Below are 16,009 nucleotides of genomic sequence, written 5' to 3' on the forward strand. Positions count from 1 at the left end.
TAAGATAAATAAGAGTAGACTGAAACTATACTATGGAGGTGAAAACATGGCACAAATTAATTTGGGTGGTTCGGGACTTATGGTTCCTGACGTAGCCCTTGGTGTAATGCGTATCGCGGACAAGTCTGCAGGTGAAGCGCAAGCTTTGGTTGAAAAGGCAATGGAAAAGGGCGTGAACTTCTTTGATACGGCTGACATTTATGCAGCTGGCCAAAGTTCAGTTGTCCTTGGTCAAGCTTTGAAGGACGCCGGTATTGCACGTGAAGACATCATCTTGCAATCAAAGGGTGGTATCATCTTGGAAGATGGTCAAATCTCTGGTGATGGTTGGAGGGGTCCTCGTTACGACTTTTCAAAGTCACACTTGATTTCAGCTGTTGATGAAGAGTTGAAGCGTCTACAAACGGACTACTTGGATGTCTTCTTGTTGCACCGGCCAGACACGTTGATGGATCCTGAACAAGTTGCGGCAGCTTTTGATGAGTTGCAAGCTGCTGGTAAGGTTAAGCACTTCGGAACGTCAAACATGAACCCATGGCAAGTCGAATTGGTGCAAGCTTCTTTGAACCAAAAGTTGGTTGCGAACCAATTGCAATTCGGGATTATGCACACGGGTATGGTTGACTCAGAATTGCATGTGAACATGTCAGATGAGCGTTCATTTGATCACGACGGTGGCATTTTGGCCTACTCACGTTTGAAGAACATGACGATTCAAGCATGGTCACCATTCCAGTATGGTTTCTTTGAAGGACCATTTATCGACAATGATAAGTTCCCGGTCTTGAACCAAAAGTTGCAAGAATTGGCTGGTAAGTATGGTGTAACAAAGAACACGATTGCCGTGGCTTTCATTTTGCACCACCCAGCTAAGATGCAAGTTGTTTTAGGTTCAATGAATGTGGACCGTTTGGATGAAATGATGGACGGCGACAAGGTAACGTTGACGAACCAAGAATGGTACGACATCTACTTTGCAGCCGGCAATGATTTGCCATAAACAGCGTTAAAAAATGAGCGTGACTGCTTTTGCGGTGACGCTCATTTGCGTTTATGTGTCGTGCTAGCGCACGAGCAATAGGTTCGGCTGGCATCCTGCGCTTTTGCTCAAAAATCGGCAACCGAATGGCGCGGACGCCATTCAGCGGGGCAAGTAATTCCCCCTAAATCCTCAAGTGCTGTGTGAAATTTGCTGAATAGCGCCGGCTATGCGGCATGTTGCCGATTTTTGAACGCTCCGGATACCAGCCGAACTTGTTGCAGCTACCGAGAGATTCTCTGTTATTTGGGATCCTCAGAGTATTGCCAATAGCAGATTATAAATTAAAAAATCACCGCATCACGCGGTGATTTTGTTGTTAGAACATTAACATAATGGCGCCGGCAATCCCGACGAGTAGACCGTAAACCAGGGCTGGAATAGCAGTTTTACGTAAGATTGCACCTTCTTGGCCAGCCAGGCCGACCACGGCACTGGCTGCAACAATGTTATGTACACAAATCATATTCCCGGCTGCAGCACCAATGACTTGCAAGGCTAAAATAATCGGCTTGGCGAGATGTGCATTGGCGGCGACATCGGCTTGAATTGGTGAGAAAGTCAAGGTTGAAATGGTTGTACTTCCTGTGATGAAGGCGCCGAGCTCACCCAAGAAGGGTGCCACGAATACCCAAACACCAGCCATATGTTGTGATACGGTCTTGGCGATATAGTTTGGCATCGACGGTAAGTTCATGCCGTTGGTGCCGGAATTTGAGAATACTTGCACCATGATCAAGGTCACCATCAACGTCATACCAGTACCGACCATTGAAGCTAGCACTGACTTGGCCGCTGGCGCAAAAGGCTTCAACGTCCGAGCTTGCACCAAGAGGGCGATAGCCGCAGCTAATGTCAAAATGAACCCAGGCGAGTAAAGCACCGGCCAGTCGGAACTAACCCCTTTAATGCCTAGGATATTAACCCACCCAAAATCGATGGCGTTGGTCATAAAAGCCTTTAGCCAACCAATGGTACGTGATAGTAAGAGTAGGACAACCACAATCAAGTAAGGTGACCAAGCTGTCAGCAACGACATGTGACTTGAGGCGTGTTGCATCGTTTCTTCATCATTTTGCACGCCGTCGCCGGTAAAATTCGCACCCTTCCAAGGATTGGTGAAGACCGTTGTTGGTAACAAGATGCGATACTTAAGTGTTAATACGGCAATGATCAAAACAGTTAATGGCGTGAGAATTGACACGAACTCATAACCAATTGTGTGGGCGTAAAGCCAGGCGAAAACGTTATAAACCACCCCAATCAATAATGCCCAGGGCGTAATTTCTAGCCACGATTTGATCGACTTTTTGCCCTGATTGAAGAACGTGACGAGTAGCATCACCAACATTAAAGGCATGAACGTCCCACCAAACAAATCGATAGTGGTCATCGCACCGGCAATATTGTTCCTGAAGTCAGCAATGTTTGCTGGGGCAACGTTACTCAACCCAACGGTTAGTGGCGTCCCAACTGCGCCGTATGCAGCCGATGTTGAATCAGCGACTAAGGCTAAGGTAACGCCCGCAAGCGGTGTGAACCCTAAAGCGATTAGCAAGGGTGCCGTGACCATTGCGGGCGTTCCAAACCCAGATACACCTTCAATTAAACCACCGAATAAATAGGCAATTAAGACTGCTAAAATTCGCATATCAGCGGTTAATGACTCAAACCCCGCGTTAATCCGTGTGATAGCGCCAGTATGGCGTAAAACGTGTAGCATCATCAAGGCCCCAAATAAAATCCAAAGAATTGGAAATGTTTTGTGAATACCTTGTAGGATAGAGGCAAATATCACGTTGTTTGGCATTTGCCAGATGAACCAGCCGGCTAAAGTGACGACTAGCGCGCTGATGGCCATCCCTTTCAGTGCCGGCATGTTGAACATATCCAACAGAATGAGTGGCAGAATAACTGCCAGAAGTGCAATAAATAGCATAGAACCCCCAAAGTTCGCAATTGAAATAGATGTCTCTTGTAGTCTACATGAAGAACTTCACAAATAGAGGTTTTTTATATTTTTTATTCGTTACATGAGTTTTAGATAAGACATATCGGTTGATTTCGTGATAATGTGTTGTATAAGTGGTAGTATCAGGTTAGATGATGGTGTGAGAGATGAAATGGATGCATGATAAGCAGGATCGGAATAAATTAAAGTTATTTCGATATATGCGAACACGTGGGGAAGCCCCGGTACTCCAGGTAATGAAAGACCTGGATATGTCACGCTATATTGTGTTATCAACAACGCAACAATTAGCGATTGATATGGAGGTAATTACAGGTACGACGGACGGTATTTTGATTGAAGGTGGATCAGATGTTCGTTTTAGTGTGCCGGCAACGGTATTAGATTGGGAATCGTTAGGACTACACTACCTTATGACATCGATTCGTGGCCGAATGGTGCACGAATTATTTCATGAACAAGTGACGTCGTGGGAAGAATTTGCCTTTGACGTCGATGTGTCGGTCCCCAAGATGTACAAGGAACGTGCGCAAGTTGCTGAAGATTTGGCACGCGAAGGAATCCGAATTTCACGAGATTACAAATTAGTCGGAAATGAAGAACACATTCGATTATTCAAGTTCGAGATGTTAACTTCTTACAATGGTCGGCGCGATTCACCGTTTCCGCTTGATGTGCAGGAACAAGCACGCAAAGTGGTGAATGAAATTATCGTGCCTGAGTATGGTACATTGCGTGAAACACAATTGGTGGGTCTGCGCCATCTGTATGCGATTTGGTGGTCACGTTTTAGACAACGTCACTTCGTTTCGACAGGTTTTACGAATCGCTTTTTGAAGCCGACCGCTGAGTTGTCTGATCGTAGCCGACGCCTCATCCATTTACTGATGGAACGAATGAGTGATACGCCTGACTTACCGGTTGGAACGGCTGCTAGTGAGGCACGCTTTATCATTCTAACCATGCACACGTTGGGACTTTTCCAGCCGAAACAAATGATGACCGATGTGACGGATTCAGTTATTCAGTATTGGCATCATTTTGAACAGGCGTTGAAAGAAAGTTATTACGGTCTCTTCATGATCCGAGCTGACCAAGTTGATATTCGGGCCGTCACGCGCGTGCTCGAACCTGAAATTTTACGGTTCTTTGTCTTCCCTTATGTGGGTGAAGAAGATTATGAGTACATGACGAATGTTGCTGAAATCGCACCAGAATACCCGTTGGCTTATGAGTTCTCTAAGGATGTCATGCGACACTTTAGTGAATTTACGGGAGTACCGGCGCGTGACTTGGATAACTTTATGTTGCCAGATTTGATTGCGACGGTGATGGGGAATCCTAATTTTTATCGGGCAATTCCAGCAGTGAATATTACGATTGACTTTGGTGGTCATCACGGTATCGAAGAAGTGATGGCGATGTCACTGAATGGTTTGCCAGGATATAAAATTCAGATTAACCATGTTCTATCAGAATATACGGATATTTTGGTAACGGACGCTCCGCAACCTAAGGATGAACCCCATACGGCGCTCATTTGGCGGGGGATTGGTACCCCGGGGCAAATGACGGAACTCCTACAAGAAATTAATCGCGTTAAGATGAAGAAGTTCAATACTTGGCGAGATAATAATAAATATAAATAATAGTAGCGAAACAACACAACATCGTGTTAGTTTCGCTTTTTATTTGGTCAGAAAAGCGAGTTTTTCGTGTATGGAAAGATGGTGGGTGTACAATTAAGTTACTGAAAATAACGAGGTGAATGAACATGAAGATTGGATTCATCGGTACTGGTGTCATGGGGCGTGGTATCATTAATAACCTATTACAAGCAAATTATGAAGTGGTTGTTTTCAATCGCACGAAAGCACATGCCCAATCAGTCTTGGATAATGGTGCAACTTGGGCAGACTCACCAAAGGAAATCGCTGAAGTGGCAGACTTAGTGATTACGATGGTTGGTTATCCCAAGGATGTTGAAGAACAATATTATGGTGATAATGGGCTGTTTGCTGGCTCACACGCCGGTCAAATTTTTGTTGATATGACGACATCAACGCCAACCTTAGCTGAACAATTGGCAATTGATGGTGAGAAGTATGATGTTAAGGTACTTGATGCACCAGTTTCTGGTGGTGATGTTGGTGCTAAGAATGGGACGTTGACCATCATGGCTGGTGGTGATGAAGCAACGTACGACAGGTTGCAACCAATCTTTGATGTGATTTCAAAGGCCGCTAACCGATTTGGTGTGGCTGGTCGCGGTCAACACACTAAGATGGCTAATCAGATTATGATTGCAGCGACAATGTTGGGTATGTCAGAAATGATGGTTTATGCGAAGGCGGCTGACCTAGATGTGGCTAAGGTAATGGCGACTTTGTCAGCCGGTGGCGCCCAAAACTGGTCATTGGATAACTATGGTCCTCGCGTTTTGGCAGGCGATTTTGAGCCTGGTTTTTACGCGAAGCACTTGTTAAAGGATTTGCGCATTGCTTTGGATGAAGCAGCTAAGATGAATCTATCTTTGCCAGTGACAGATCTAGCGGAAGCCCTCTATACCAAGCTTGCTGAGCAAAAGGGACTAGGGAATGAAGGGACGCAAGCGCTAGTTAAGTTGTGGGCGCAATTTTCGTAATGTCCTAAATTTGAGTGAAATTAGACAGGTTTTGCACTTTTGGTTCAAAGTCAAATAGTACTGATGACCGGTCAAATTTAATATTTTGAACCTTGCTTAGGCAGCTGATTTTTTCACATTGTTGAGATCAGCTGACTTTTGCTTGTAGTTCATTGAGTAAAAACTATTCTTGCATGAGATGAGAATACGTAGACGGAAGTTTTTGAAACTACGGGACCCGTATGCCGTGCGCTTAATGGCTTTAATTTTATTGTTTGAACCTGCGATTGGTCCATTTGAGAATCCGTAGATAAAACTGTTTATTATTTTGTCGAAGTGTTTACGGCTAGTGCGACGAGCCTTCTTCATTGCCTTTGGCAATGAGCGGTGTTGGGCATCGTTTTTTGTAGGGTATAGAACAGACTTGAATTTAGCTTCATCACGGGTTTCAACGGCGTAAAGAATCCCTTGATAGAAAGCGTATGCGTCACGCAGTTCATCAGAGAGCGCCAGTAGGCGGTCGATAACTTCTTTATCAGTTAAATGGGCATGCTTAAAATTGACTCGACTTTTTCGGGTCGTGTAATCGAGTGCGGTTCCGTGCTTCATAAGTAGTTTCCAGAACCGTTTTAGTTGGCGATACTCTTTGCTATCTGATCCGAATTGCTTCATAACGCTGATTCGAACCTTATTGAGTTCATGGTATGCTTGAGTTACAATGTGAAATCTGTCAGCCACGATGTTTGCGTTTGGAAACAGTTCCTTAATCATGGCTCGGTAAGGGGTAAATAAGTCTACCGGTATGGTTTTAACAGCAGCTCGAGCTGCTGGACTGTATTGGTTGAAATAGGCTCGAAGCTGACTAGCGCCACGATCCTTCATGACATCTAGAATGCAATGGTTCACTAAATCGATTAAAATCATGCTCATTCCACTAGTTGCGAACTTGCCTGATTTGAAGTCATCGAACGCGATGTTTTGTGGTAGGGAATGGCAATTTGTTTTGTTGTAAACGAATAAGCCTTCAGTTGTGCGCATGACGGTTTGCGTTGATACGTTGTTGTCTAAAGCGATGTGCTTTTGACTAACGTTTTCACTCAGCTCTATTGCTACGACTTGTTTAACCTTATGGATGATATGGTTGTTTGGTTTAATGTCGCTGAGTTATGTAATGGACGTGTGTCCGCACTTCTTGCATAGAAATTTTTGCTTTCGGATTCTAAAGTTTTGAAACTTGAAGGCGTTGCGTGGCCCTTTATGAATGACTGTTTTGGTACCATTATTAACCATTGGATTATCACATTTGTCACAGGTAGTAGCGTACGTTAGAAGAAGTTTCCAAGTGGCCGTGTCAGTACCATTGTGGTTCGTTTCGCTGAAATGTTGTTCTGTATTTGGATCAAAAGTTAGATTTAAATCTGTTAATCCGAGTGAAATTCTAATATCGTTATTCATGTTGAAATATCCTTTCGAGGGTATTTTTGGCAGACCGGTTGTAACCGGGCTGTCCTTTTTTTATTTTTACACCAATAAATCAAAAAAAGATACTAATAACCAATCGCGTTAGTGAGTGGTCATCAGTACCAAATATTTTAGAGCCTTTAAAAGAGGTCGGCTGTTTCAACGGGAATGGTCGGCTTTTTAAGTTGCACTCGTTATATTCAACACCGTATCGAATCATCACATATATTATTCTCAGTAGTTTATGGACTAATGAGATAACCGCTTTTGGTATTCCTATTCGACCGGTTAATCGGTAGTAGAAGTTTGCTAAGTCTGACTCTCGTCTCAATCGCGCTGGCATTGCTGATTGAGCCAATGCAGCTTTGATGTATTTATTGCCTCGGTTTGTTTTTTACACTTTTTTCCGTCAGATTCATAGCTTCCAGGACATAGACTAGCCCATGTAGCTATTGTCTGGCCGTTTTCAAATGCGACCGCGTTTGTACCGATTTCAGCCATGATAATTGCAGCTGTGTGATCAGATACACCAAGAATTGCCATCAATCAAATTCGTAGTTCTGCAAAGGAGTTGGTTTGTTCTTAGATATGAGCCTCGATTTCAGAAATTGAGCGCACTAGCGAGTTATACAGGTTGAGTTGAATATCGATCAGGTAACAGTCGTTTTTGCTTAATCTACCGTTGAGTACTTCAACTATTTCATCTGCTGTTGTATTCATTCGGCCATGCATCAGTGGGGAAACTGTCTCTACGTTAATGGCTTCGCCATTGAGTAGTAAATTCATCAGTTTCATGCCGGTTACGCCGAATATGTCAGACAGGTAAGAGGTTAGTTTGATGTTTGACAGTTGAAGTATATTGTGGATTTCGTTTTTGATTACGGTTAATTGTTGAATTAGATTCTTCCGTAAACGAGTAGATTCCCTTAATTCAATTGTGCTAAATTCGGAATGTAACTAGGTTCAATCATTCTGACATGAGTTAAGTCAACTAGCTATTCCGCGTCTTTTTATCAGTTTTACGTCCAGGCATACGCTTAAATTTCTGAGGGTTGCCTAGTTTTAAGTTTACGTGGGAATAGCGAATTAGTAATTGCCAAGTTGCCTCCAGTACAGACCGGTACTTTTCATCGTAGCGACCTGTACGTCGTTGTTATCTAACCAACATGCAAGCTCTTTCATTGAGTGTGGTATGGTGTCATATTTACGGTTTGTACGCTTGGGACGATTAGTAGAGAAGTCTCTGATTAGTAGAGAAACGAGACAGACTTCTGATGAACATCTATCCCGCAAATGCGAGTGCAAACAACGTCCATGAGTAGATACCTCCATTCTTAAAAAACGTAGTTTTCGAAAACTAACCTGTCCCGGTTGAATCAATACAAAATCTTTATTTCGTGCTCAAGGCGACATTCGGCTAATCTTCTAAACAGAAGACAGTCATCTTTTGCACGGGCTCAAAGGGACCAGTAAACCAGCGAGTTACTATCAATAACCTTCACCACAATTATAGGCGTTTTCAAGCTTGATTACGCGCGGTGCGCGCTGAGAGTTTTTTGTGTTCAATATTAATAGTTTGTTACAAACTACAAGATTCCCGGAACTGAAAAAACGTTGTTGATAATCATTTGTAACATCCAGTTAATATTGCTGATATTTGTTGCCAGAACATGAGAAAAAATAGGAAAGAGTACGATCTAAGCCCGAATATCTGGACGAAAAGCATTAAAAAATATGATAAACAGCTGTAATAAGGAAACATTATGAAATTTTACTATAACATAAACCTACCTTAAAAAATGGTATACTGAAGCGTATATGTTTTACATGCAATTATTTTGCGATAAACGGAAATTTTTTGAAGGTATTATTACCAATTTAGAATAGGTGGGTTTATTTATATGGATAACGTAATCGATCTTGGTCGACTATGGTTGATTGTTCGTCGTAACTGGTCGTTTATGCTGGTGCTTGGGGTGATTACTGGCGGTGTTGCTTTTGGCGTGTCAAAGTTTGTGATTCACCCACAGTATAGTTCTTCGGCTGCATTGCTTGTTAACCGCAAACAAGACAACTCTCAAGCAGGGGCGCAGTACGCGGATCAACAAGCTGATGTGCAAATTATCAATACATATAAGGATATTATTACGCGACCAATCATTTTAAACACAGTTGTAAATGAATTGACAAAGCCACATAAGGAACAAATTCAAGCAGCGATACCAGCTCAGTACGATACAGATGCTTATGGTGAAAAGATCCAGACTGCACCAGCTCAACCAGCCAAGTATAAGTTGGTAGCAGCAAAGTATGATAATACTGATTTAACGGCCGAGTCAGTTGCCAAGATGATTAGCATTTCTAACCAAACGAATTCACAAGTTTTCTCTGTAAATGTCAAGTCAGGCGACGCAAAGATGTCTAAGGATATTGCGAATACAATTGCGGAAGTGTTTAAGGACAAAGTTGCGTCAATTATGTCTGTTTCAAACGTATCAATTGTTTCAAAAGCAATGACAAATTCAAAGCCCGTTGCACCAAATGTTAAGTTGATTACTTTGGCTGGATTTGTACTTGGTGTATTTGCTGGCTTTGCATGGGGCTTCATTAAGGAAGTAACTGATCGTACTGTTAAGCATTTGGAATTCCTAACGGATGAATTAAAACTGACTAATTTAGGTGTTATCGGATATATCGGTAAGATTCGCGATGTGAAGGATGTCGTTGCAGCTAATGAAAAGAAGAATACAAGCAATGTAACACGTAAGTCACGTTTGGGTAAACGCATTTAATGGGAGATAAGAGATGAGTTTTAATTTTTTGAAGAAAAAGCACGCTGGCGATACTGAGACACAAGATAATGGCGCGCGCTTGGTGACGTTCGTTGAACCAAAGCACGTTATTTCAGAGCAATTCCGTACGTTGCGCACGAATATTGAATTTGCTGGTGCAGCTTTGGACAAGTTGCAAGTGGTGATGTTTACGTCACCTGAAATGTCAGATGGAAAGACGACGGTTTCATCTAACGTAGCGGTCACGTGGGCACAAGCTGGGAAGAGTGTGCTTTATGTTGATGCAGATTTGCGTCGTCCAACGGCACATTCAACGTTTGATTTGTTAAACACACGCGGATTAACGACGATTTTGGCTAGCAACGCACAACCCAAAGATACAGTGCAAAAGACGTTTGTGGAGAATTTAGAAGTTTTGACTTCTGGACCGGTGCCACCTAATCCAGCAGAACTATTAAGTTCAGCACGTATGGCCTCTTTGGTTGAGTGGATGCGTAATAACTATGATGTCGTAGTCCTTGATGTCCCGCCAGTAATGGCTGTTACGGATGCTCATGTTTTAATGCCACTTGTTGATGGTGCGATTTTGGTTACGACATTTGGTAAAACACTTAAAGTTAATCTCCAACGTACTGTTGAAACGTTACGTTTAACGGATACAAAGATTTTGGGAATTGTCCAACGTGTTCGTGGTAGAAAAAACGATGCAGGTTATGGATATGGTTACGGTTATGGATACGGATACGGTTACGGGACGGATAATTAGTCGATTTAAAGAGTGAGTTGATTCGACGGAAAGGAGAGGTTGAAATCAATGAAAGATAGTTTGTATCGAATTATCAAAAGAATTATAGATGTAATAGGTAGTCTTATTGGCATGATTGTTTTTTCTCCAACAATCATGGCGATTATCATTGCGATAAAGCTTGATGATGGACAAGAAATCATTTTTAAGCAAAAAAGGGTAGGAAAAGACGGGAAAGAATTTATGATGTATAAATTTAGATCCATGATTCCTAATGCTCACGCTAAAAGAAATCAATTAATGGATTTAAACCAGACCGGTGGTCCAATTTTTAAAATTCAAAACGACCCACGAATGACAAAAGTAGGCGCCTTCCTTCGTGCACATTCATTGGATGAGATACCGCAGTTTATCAATGTTTTAAAAGGTGATATGAGTATGGTTGGTCCTCGACCTGCATTACCAGAGGAAGTTGAAGAATACACCGATGCCGAACTCGCAAGGCTGCAAGTGTTGCCTGGCTTAACAGGATTATGGCAAGTATCAGGTCGTAGTAACCTAACATATCAAGAGATGATAAGTTTAGATATTGCCTATATCGAAGATAAGAATATTATTTTGGATTTAATAATAATATTGAAAACTGTTTTACAGATGTTCACGCCGTCTAAGTCCGGCGCATTTTAACTATGAATAAGGATGAATTTATGAATACAGATAACGTCAAAGTTTCAGCAATTTTGCCAGTTTATAATGTTGCAAAATACTTGGATGATGGAGTTAGCTCATTATTGAAGCAAACGTATACCAATATTGAAATTATTATTATTGATGATGGTTCAACAGATGGATCTGTTGAAATCGGTCGTAAGCTGGCTGAAGAAAATGAACGCGTTCAGTTTGTGGCTCAAGCAAATGCGGGAGCTGCTAGTGCGAGAAATAATGGTATGAATTTGGCTTCTGGAAAATATTTGTACTTTATGGATCCGGATGACGTTATGGGTGTGAATTATATATATGAGTTGGTTGCGTCAGCTGAAAAAAATAAGAGCCAATTAGTTATTGCTGGATTTACCAATGTTTTTGATGATGGAAATAAGGTGATTAAGACAACGGTAACCAGTCCAGAAAACAACTACACACAGAATGAATGGCGTGCCGCAGCTGTTAAGTATTTGAATAATACTCAATTGGCGGTTCCTTGGAATAAATTGTATTTGAAGTCATTTATCCTAGAAAAAGATCTTAAGTTTCCGTCAGTGAAATGGGATGATTTGCATTTTAACCTTGATGTTATTAAGGACGTTGAAAATGTTAGTGTAGTTTCAAATGCTGAGTACTTTTATTTACGAGAAAGACCTGGTTCAGAAACAGCATCAGTTTTTGATAATCGATTGTTCAGTGCACGTAAAGCTCAATTTACACATGCGTTGGAAGTGTTTAAATCATGGGACGCAACGTTGGAAAACAGCCGAGATGGCTTAGGATATTATTTTTCTTCTCGAGTGCTTCAGATTGTTGAAGAAATTTCGGGTGCTGATTCATTATCATGGCAGCAGAAAAAAGAAGAAGCTTCAACTGTGCTTAATGACCCTTTAACAAAGTGGTCATTTATTAATTCCAAAGGTAAGAGTGGAATCTTGCGAGTTTTGCAAACTCCTTTAAAAAATAGACAAGTAGTTCTTTCATTAGTTATGGGGAAGTTTATTGGAATTTTCACACATCTTGCGGGAGGATTTTTCCAAAAGCTTCGAGTAAAAGTTATGAAGGTTTAGTTTATGAAAATTCTGATTATTAACACCAACAGATTTGACAGGAATGGCATGTCTACATTTGTTATGAACTATGCAAAAGCATTTGTTAAATTCGGGACAAGTGTAGATGTATTGGTGAATGGTTTCATTGAACAAGATTTCAATGATCTTCTTGTTGAATTGGGGATAAACGTATATAACTTCGGTAACAGAAATAGACAGCCTTTGAAATATGTAAGGAAGTTACGGGAACTAATCAGAAAAGAAGAATACGACATAGTGTATGTACAAGGAAATAGTGCAACGCTGGCTATTGAAGCATTTGCAGTCAATCCGTTCCGGAATCAATTGAAGGTTGCGATGCATGCACATGGGGTGACGACAAGTCATCCATTTATAAATTCGTTGTTAAAACAGTATTTTTTAAATCATTTCGATATAGCTCTTGCCGCAAGTCAAGCAGCTGGAGAATTTTTATTTGATGGACGAAGTTTCGACGTTGTAAAAAATGGAATCAACGTAGATGAATTCGGGTATTCAAATATTAATCGTGAAAATGTTAGAAATGCATTGAAATTAGCCCCAAATCAAAAGCTTATAGTCCAACTTGGGGCGCTAACACCGCAGAAAAACTATCCATTTACGTTAGATATTGCCGAGTCGTTTTTGAATGACAATTCCACATATTTCGCATTGTTTGGCGATGGACCAGAGTACAATCAAATCAGTCAGGAAATTGCGAATAGACAGTTAACAAATATAGGGCTATTTAAACCGATAAAAGATGTCTCGGCGGTGCTTTCTGCTGCTGACGGAGTTATCTTCCCATCTCGATTTGAACCGTTTGGTTTGGTCGCTCTTGAGGCACAATCAGTTGGCACGATGTTAGCAGTTTCGAATGTGTTTGTTAGAGAGTTGGATATAACACCGGCAATTAGTTATCTTGATTTAAATGTTCAAGCGTGGCACGAATGGATTGATGACTTGTCTGTTGGAAACAGATATGACTCAGCTTTGACCCAAAAACTAATTGTGGAAGCTCAGTTTGATATGGATACAAATGCTACTAAATTATTACATGTATTTGAGTCTTATTTGCTGAAGTAGTAATCGCTATCTACAACAATTAATAACGGGGTTTTTTATGAAAAATAAAGTTTCTATTATTGCTCCTGCGCTTATGGGTAAAGGAGGGACTGAAACTGTTTTGCTGCATGTCTTAAACAGCCAGACGTTACAGAACTTTTTTAAATTTGAATTAGTTCTTTTAGATGAACCCAAAGACCAAAGCTGGTTGTCTGATATTAATAGCCAAGTAAATGTCGTTATTTTTTCATCTAAGTGGCGAACACTGCAATATATTAAATACCTATTGCGTAGCAAAGCTGATGCAAATCTGGTATTGGGACCAAAGTCAGCTTTTTTGTCGACGGTTGTTAATCTTGCTAGCAAGACGAAAACGATATCATGGATTCACTTTACGCTTTTTGGGGGTGATAACTTGAATCCTAAATATCTAAGAAGAAATGATGGTCATTTACTAATTAGTAGTCAAATGGTTCAACAATTTGTATCTTTGGGAATTCCGGAGTCGAAGCTTCAAGTAGTCTACAATCCTGTTAATAAGGGGAACAATTTAATAGAACTCAACTCAAGTAAGGATATTTTGCGACTTGTTTATGTAGGTCGAATTATGCTGGATGGTCAAAAAAATATGCGGTATTTATTGGATACCTTAGCTGAGTTAGCTAGAAATTATTCTGTAGAATTAGAAATATTTGGTTCTGGATCAAAAGATGAGGTACAGAAATACGCCGCCGAAAGCATGAAATTAGCGGGTAGTGAATATCAAATTATTTGGCATGGATGGGTGGATAATCCGTTTGATGTCATTCAGAAAGTGGACATGCTTGTTCTTCCATCGAAGTATGAAGGGTTTGGTTTAGTTGTAGCTGAGGCAATTTCAAGAGGGCTACCTGTAGTTGCCACTGATTATCCTGTCGGCGTTAGAGATTTGATACAAGTTGGTTTAAATGGGGAAATAGTTCCATTTGAAGATGTAACAGCATTTGCCGAGGCCGTTCTTCGTGTAAAACAATATTCTGCTGATAATCAGGCAAAAATCGCAAGTAGTTTGGATATGTTTTCAAATGATGAATTTGACACGCGTTTTGTTCAAGGGATTCATACACTACTTGAAAGGAAAGCTGAATGAGAAATTTTTTAAAATCGATACACTCGGTCATATTTATTGTTGGTTCCTTCTTGGTTTTATTTTCCGCCGGTCGCTTTGTGACGCCAAACTTTTTAAGTCAAATGGGTTCCGTCATCCCAATGGGTGTTCTGCTGTTGCTGGTCACAATATCCGTCGTTTATGATGATTGGTTCGTCCATGAATTGATTTTTTTCGTCATGTTGATTATGTATGAGGTGGTTCTTTACATCCATACAAGGGTAGCTCAGCCGATGTATCTGACATTGATGATCATTTCAATGAGACGTATAACTCCAGACACTATTATGCGAAATGTTTTTATTGTTCAGACAGCGTTGCTGTTTGTGAATTTAACTTTGTATCATTTTGGACTTTTGTACAATTTTACATCTGGTCCGGTTACAAAGCACTCGTATGGATTTTGGACACCAAATCAATTGGGGGTAACTGTGCTTCAATTAGCGGTGATTTTACTGATTCTTTCATCCAAAGGGTATTTTTATAAAAAAGCATTTACGTTCAAATTGATTGCAATGATCTATTTTAGTTTGTTAATGGTCTTGTTATATCTTTCAGGATCGAGAGGTAGTGAAATTGTGACCGTTGTAGCAATTGCTATCTTTGCGAGTCTACGTATTGCTAAGAAATTAAAAAAGATACCATTGCGTATTTTTTTTAGTATATTGGCAGTACTGCCCTTTTTTATAAGCTTATTAACTCTAAATAGTAGTGTGAATCAAGTTGGTACTCCGTTATATAAGTTAAACATGTTATTGACTACACGAATTGCTTTGGGGAATCAATTTTACCAACAATATGGGGTCACTCTGTTTGGGCAAAATGTTGTCTATCATTTAGGCGCCAGTGCTGGTGTAGCATATGCTTTTTTAGATAATGAATACTTAGTGTATCTCATTAATTATGGTTTACTAGCTACTGCTCTGTTTGTGGGTTACATAATTTTACTCACGAATAAAGCAATAGTTACAAAACGTTATGAGCTATTAATTGCAATACTCACATTTGCAGTTTACGGCTTTGTAGAGCAAGGTGCCGGAGAAGCATGGGTTAATTTTTCTCTATTGTTTATTAGCATTTTCTTTATTCAAAATAATGCGGCTGTTTCTCAAACGAAGATGGAGGTCTAAATAATGAAGCCAGTACGTAAAGCAGTTATCCCAGCAGCAGGTTTGGGAACTCGTTTTTTGCCAGCAACTAAGGCCTTGGCCAAGGAAATGTTGCCAATCGTTGATAAGCCAACGATTCAATTTATCATCGAAGAAGCTTTGGCATCAGGTATCGAAGATATCGTTATCGTTGATGGAAAGTCAAAGCATTCTATCGAAGATCACTTCGATTCAAACCCAGAGTTGGAAAACAACTTGAAGGAAAAGGGTAAGGACGAATT

The 16,009-nt window shown here is 40.7% G+C and carries 14 protein-coding genes; 11 read left to right on the forward strand and 3 right to left on the reverse strand.

Annotated features, from left to right (window positions below; translation table 11 throughout):
• Nucleotides 1-46 precede the first annotated feature (46 nt).
• Nucleotides 47-1,000 carry an aldo/keto reductase gene (locus EST42_RS08485; RefSeq protein WP_134645029.1) on the forward strand — a complete coding sequence of 318 codons (954 nt, stop codon included), beginning with the start codon at nt 47-49 and terminating at the stop codon, nt 998-1,000.
• A 358-nt stretch (nt 1,001-1,358) separates the two neighbouring features.
• Here EST42_RS08485 and EST42_RS08490 read toward each other — a convergent pair whose 3' ends face one another.
• A complete protein-coding gene (locus EST42_RS08490; RefSeq protein WP_134645030.1) occupies nt 1,359-2,978 on the reverse strand; it encodes an L-lactate permease in 1,620 nt (539 codons plus the stop codon).
• Nucleotides 2,979-3,166: 188 nt separating this feature from the next.
• Between EST42_RS08490 and EST42_RS08495 the strand changes: the two genes are divergently transcribed.
• Together EST42_RS08495 and EST42_RS08500 are read left to right on the forward strand one after the other, a co-directional pair.
• Entirely contained in the window at nt 3,167-4,660 is a 1,494-nt protein-coding gene (locus EST42_RS08495) for a helix-turn-helix domain-containing protein (protein WP_134645031.1), read from the forward strand.
• 125 nt (nt 4,661-4,785) lie between these two features.
• The gene (locus EST42_RS08500) at nt 4,786-5,655 is read left to right on the forward strand and encodes an NAD(P)-dependent oxidoreductase (RefSeq protein ID WP_134645032.1); all 870 of its coding nucleotides are present in this window, start codon (nt 4,786-4,788) and stop codon (nt 5,653-5,655) included.
• 96 nt (nt 5,656-5,751) lie between these two features.
• Here EST42_RS08500 and EST42_RS08505 read toward each other — a convergent pair whose 3' ends face one another.
• Both EST42_RS08505 and EST42_RS11615 read right to left on the reverse strand, forming a co-directional pair.
• Entirely contained in the window at nt 5,752-6,789 is a 1,038-nt protein-coding gene (locus EST42_RS08505) for an ISL3 family transposase (RefSeq protein ID WP_134645033.1), read from the reverse strand.
• Between the two features lie 633 nt (nt 6,790-7,422).
• A complete protein-coding gene (locus tag EST42_RS11615) occupies nt 7,423-7,638 on the reverse strand; it encodes a transposase (RefSeq protein ID WP_134645034.1) in 216 nt (71 codons plus the stop codon).
• Between the two features lie 1,358 nt (nt 7,639-8,996).
• Here EST42_RS11615 and EST42_RS08515 point away from each other — a divergent pair.
• From EST42_RS08515 to EST42_RS08550, 8 genes are all read left to right on the forward strand, one after another.
• Entirely contained in the window at nt 8,997-9,887 is an 891-nt protein-coding gene (locus EST42_RS08515) for a YveK family protein (RefSeq protein WP_134645035.1), read from the forward strand.
• A gap of 13 nt (nt 9,888-9,900) precedes the next feature.
• Nucleotides 9,901-10,653 carry a CpsD/CapB family tyrosine-protein kinase gene (locus EST42_RS08520; RefSeq protein WP_134645036.1) on the forward strand — a complete coding sequence of 251 codons (753 nt, stop codon included), beginning with the start codon at nt 9,901-9,903 and terminating at the stop codon, nt 10,651-10,653.
• Between the two features lie 48 nt (nt 10,654-10,701).
• On the forward strand, nt 10,702-11,319 hold the full coding sequence (locus tag EST42_RS08525; RefSeq protein WP_134645037.1) for a sugar transferase: 618 nt from the start codon (nt 10,702-10,704) through the stop codon (nt 11,317-11,319).
• Nucleotides 11,320-11,321: 2 nt separating this feature from the next.
• Nucleotides 11,322-12,407: a glycosyltransferase family 2 protein gene (locus EST42_RS08530; protein ID WP_134645038.1), complete on the forward strand. Its 1,086-nt coding sequence runs from the start codon at nt 11,322-11,324 to the stop codon at nt 12,405-12,407.
• Nucleotides 12,408-12,410: 3 nt separating this feature from the next.
• Nucleotides 12,411-13,493, forward strand: a complete 1,083-nt coding sequence (locus EST42_RS08535) for a glycosyltransferase (RefSeq protein WP_134645039.1) — start codon at nt 12,411-12,413, stop codon at nt 13,491-13,493.
• A 37-nt stretch (nt 13,494-13,530) separates the two neighbouring features.
• On the forward strand, nt 13,531-14,601 hold the full coding sequence (locus EST42_RS08540; RefSeq protein WP_134645040.1) for a glycosyltransferase: 1,071 nt from the start codon (nt 13,531-13,533) through the stop codon (nt 14,599-14,601).
• Nucleotides 14,598-15,749, forward strand: coding sequence for a hypothetical protein (locus EST42_RS08545; RefSeq protein ID WP_134645041.1), 1,152 nt, complete (start codon nt 14,598-14,600; stop codon nt 15,747-15,749). The genes EST42_RS08540 and EST42_RS08545 overlap by 4 nt, the downstream gene beginning before the upstream one ends.
• A 3-nt stretch (nt 15,750-15,752) precedes the next feature.
• A partial coding sequence (locus EST42_RS08550; protein WP_245150443.1) for a sugar phosphate nucleotidyltransferase occupies nt 15,753-16,009 on the forward strand: 257 nt, incomplete at its 3' end.

Source organism: Weissella cibaria (assembly GCF_004521965.1).
GTDB classification, from domain to species: Bacteria; Bacillota; Bacilli; order Lactobacillales; family Lactobacillaceae; genus Weissella; species Weissella cibaria_A.

Coding starts and splice junctions, on each gene's coding strand:
- EST42_RS08545 (WP_134645041.1), top strand. CDS start 14,598: ATGAGAAATTTTTTAAAATCGATACACTCGGTCATATTTATTGTTGGT.
- EST42_RS08485 (WP_134645029.1), top strand. CDS start 47: ATGGCACAAATTAATTTGGGTGGTTCGGGACTTATGGTTCCTGACGTA.
- EST42_RS08515 (WP_134645035.1), top strand. CDS start 8,997: ATGGATAACGTAATCGATCTTGGTCGACTATGGTTGATTGTTCGTCGT.
- EST42_RS08500 (WP_134645032.1), top strand. CDS start 4,786: ATGAAGATTGGATTCATCGGTACTGGTGTCATGGGGCGTGGTATCATT.
- EST42_RS08525 (WP_134645037.1), top strand. CDS start 10,702: ATGAAAGATAGTTTGTATCGAATTATCAAAAGAATTATAGATGTAATA.
- EST42_RS08535 (WP_134645039.1), top strand. CDS start 12,411: ATGAAAATTCTGATTATTAACACCAACAGATTTGACAGGAATGGCATG.
- EST42_RS11615 (WP_134645034.1), bottom strand. CDS start 7,638: ATGGCAATTCTTGGTGTATCTGATCACACAGCTGCAATTATCATGGCT.
- EST42_RS08530 (WP_134645038.1), top strand. CDS start 11,322: ATGAATAAGGATGAATTTATGAATACAGATAACGTCAAAGTTTCAGCA.
- EST42_RS08495 (WP_134645031.1), top strand. CDS start 3,167: ATGCATGATAAGCAGGATCGGAATAAATTAAAGTTATTTCGATATATG.
- EST42_RS08520 (WP_134645036.1), top strand. CDS start 9,901: ATGAGTTTTAATTTTTTGAAGAAAAAGCACGCTGGCGATACTGAGACA.
- EST42_RS08490 (WP_134645030.1), bottom strand. CDS start 2,978: ATGCTATTTATTGCACTTCTGGCAGTTATTCTGCCACTCATTCTGTTG.
- EST42_RS08540 (WP_134645040.1), top strand. CDS start 13,531: ATGAAAAATAAAGTTTCTATTATTGCTCCTGCGCTTATGGGTAAAGGA.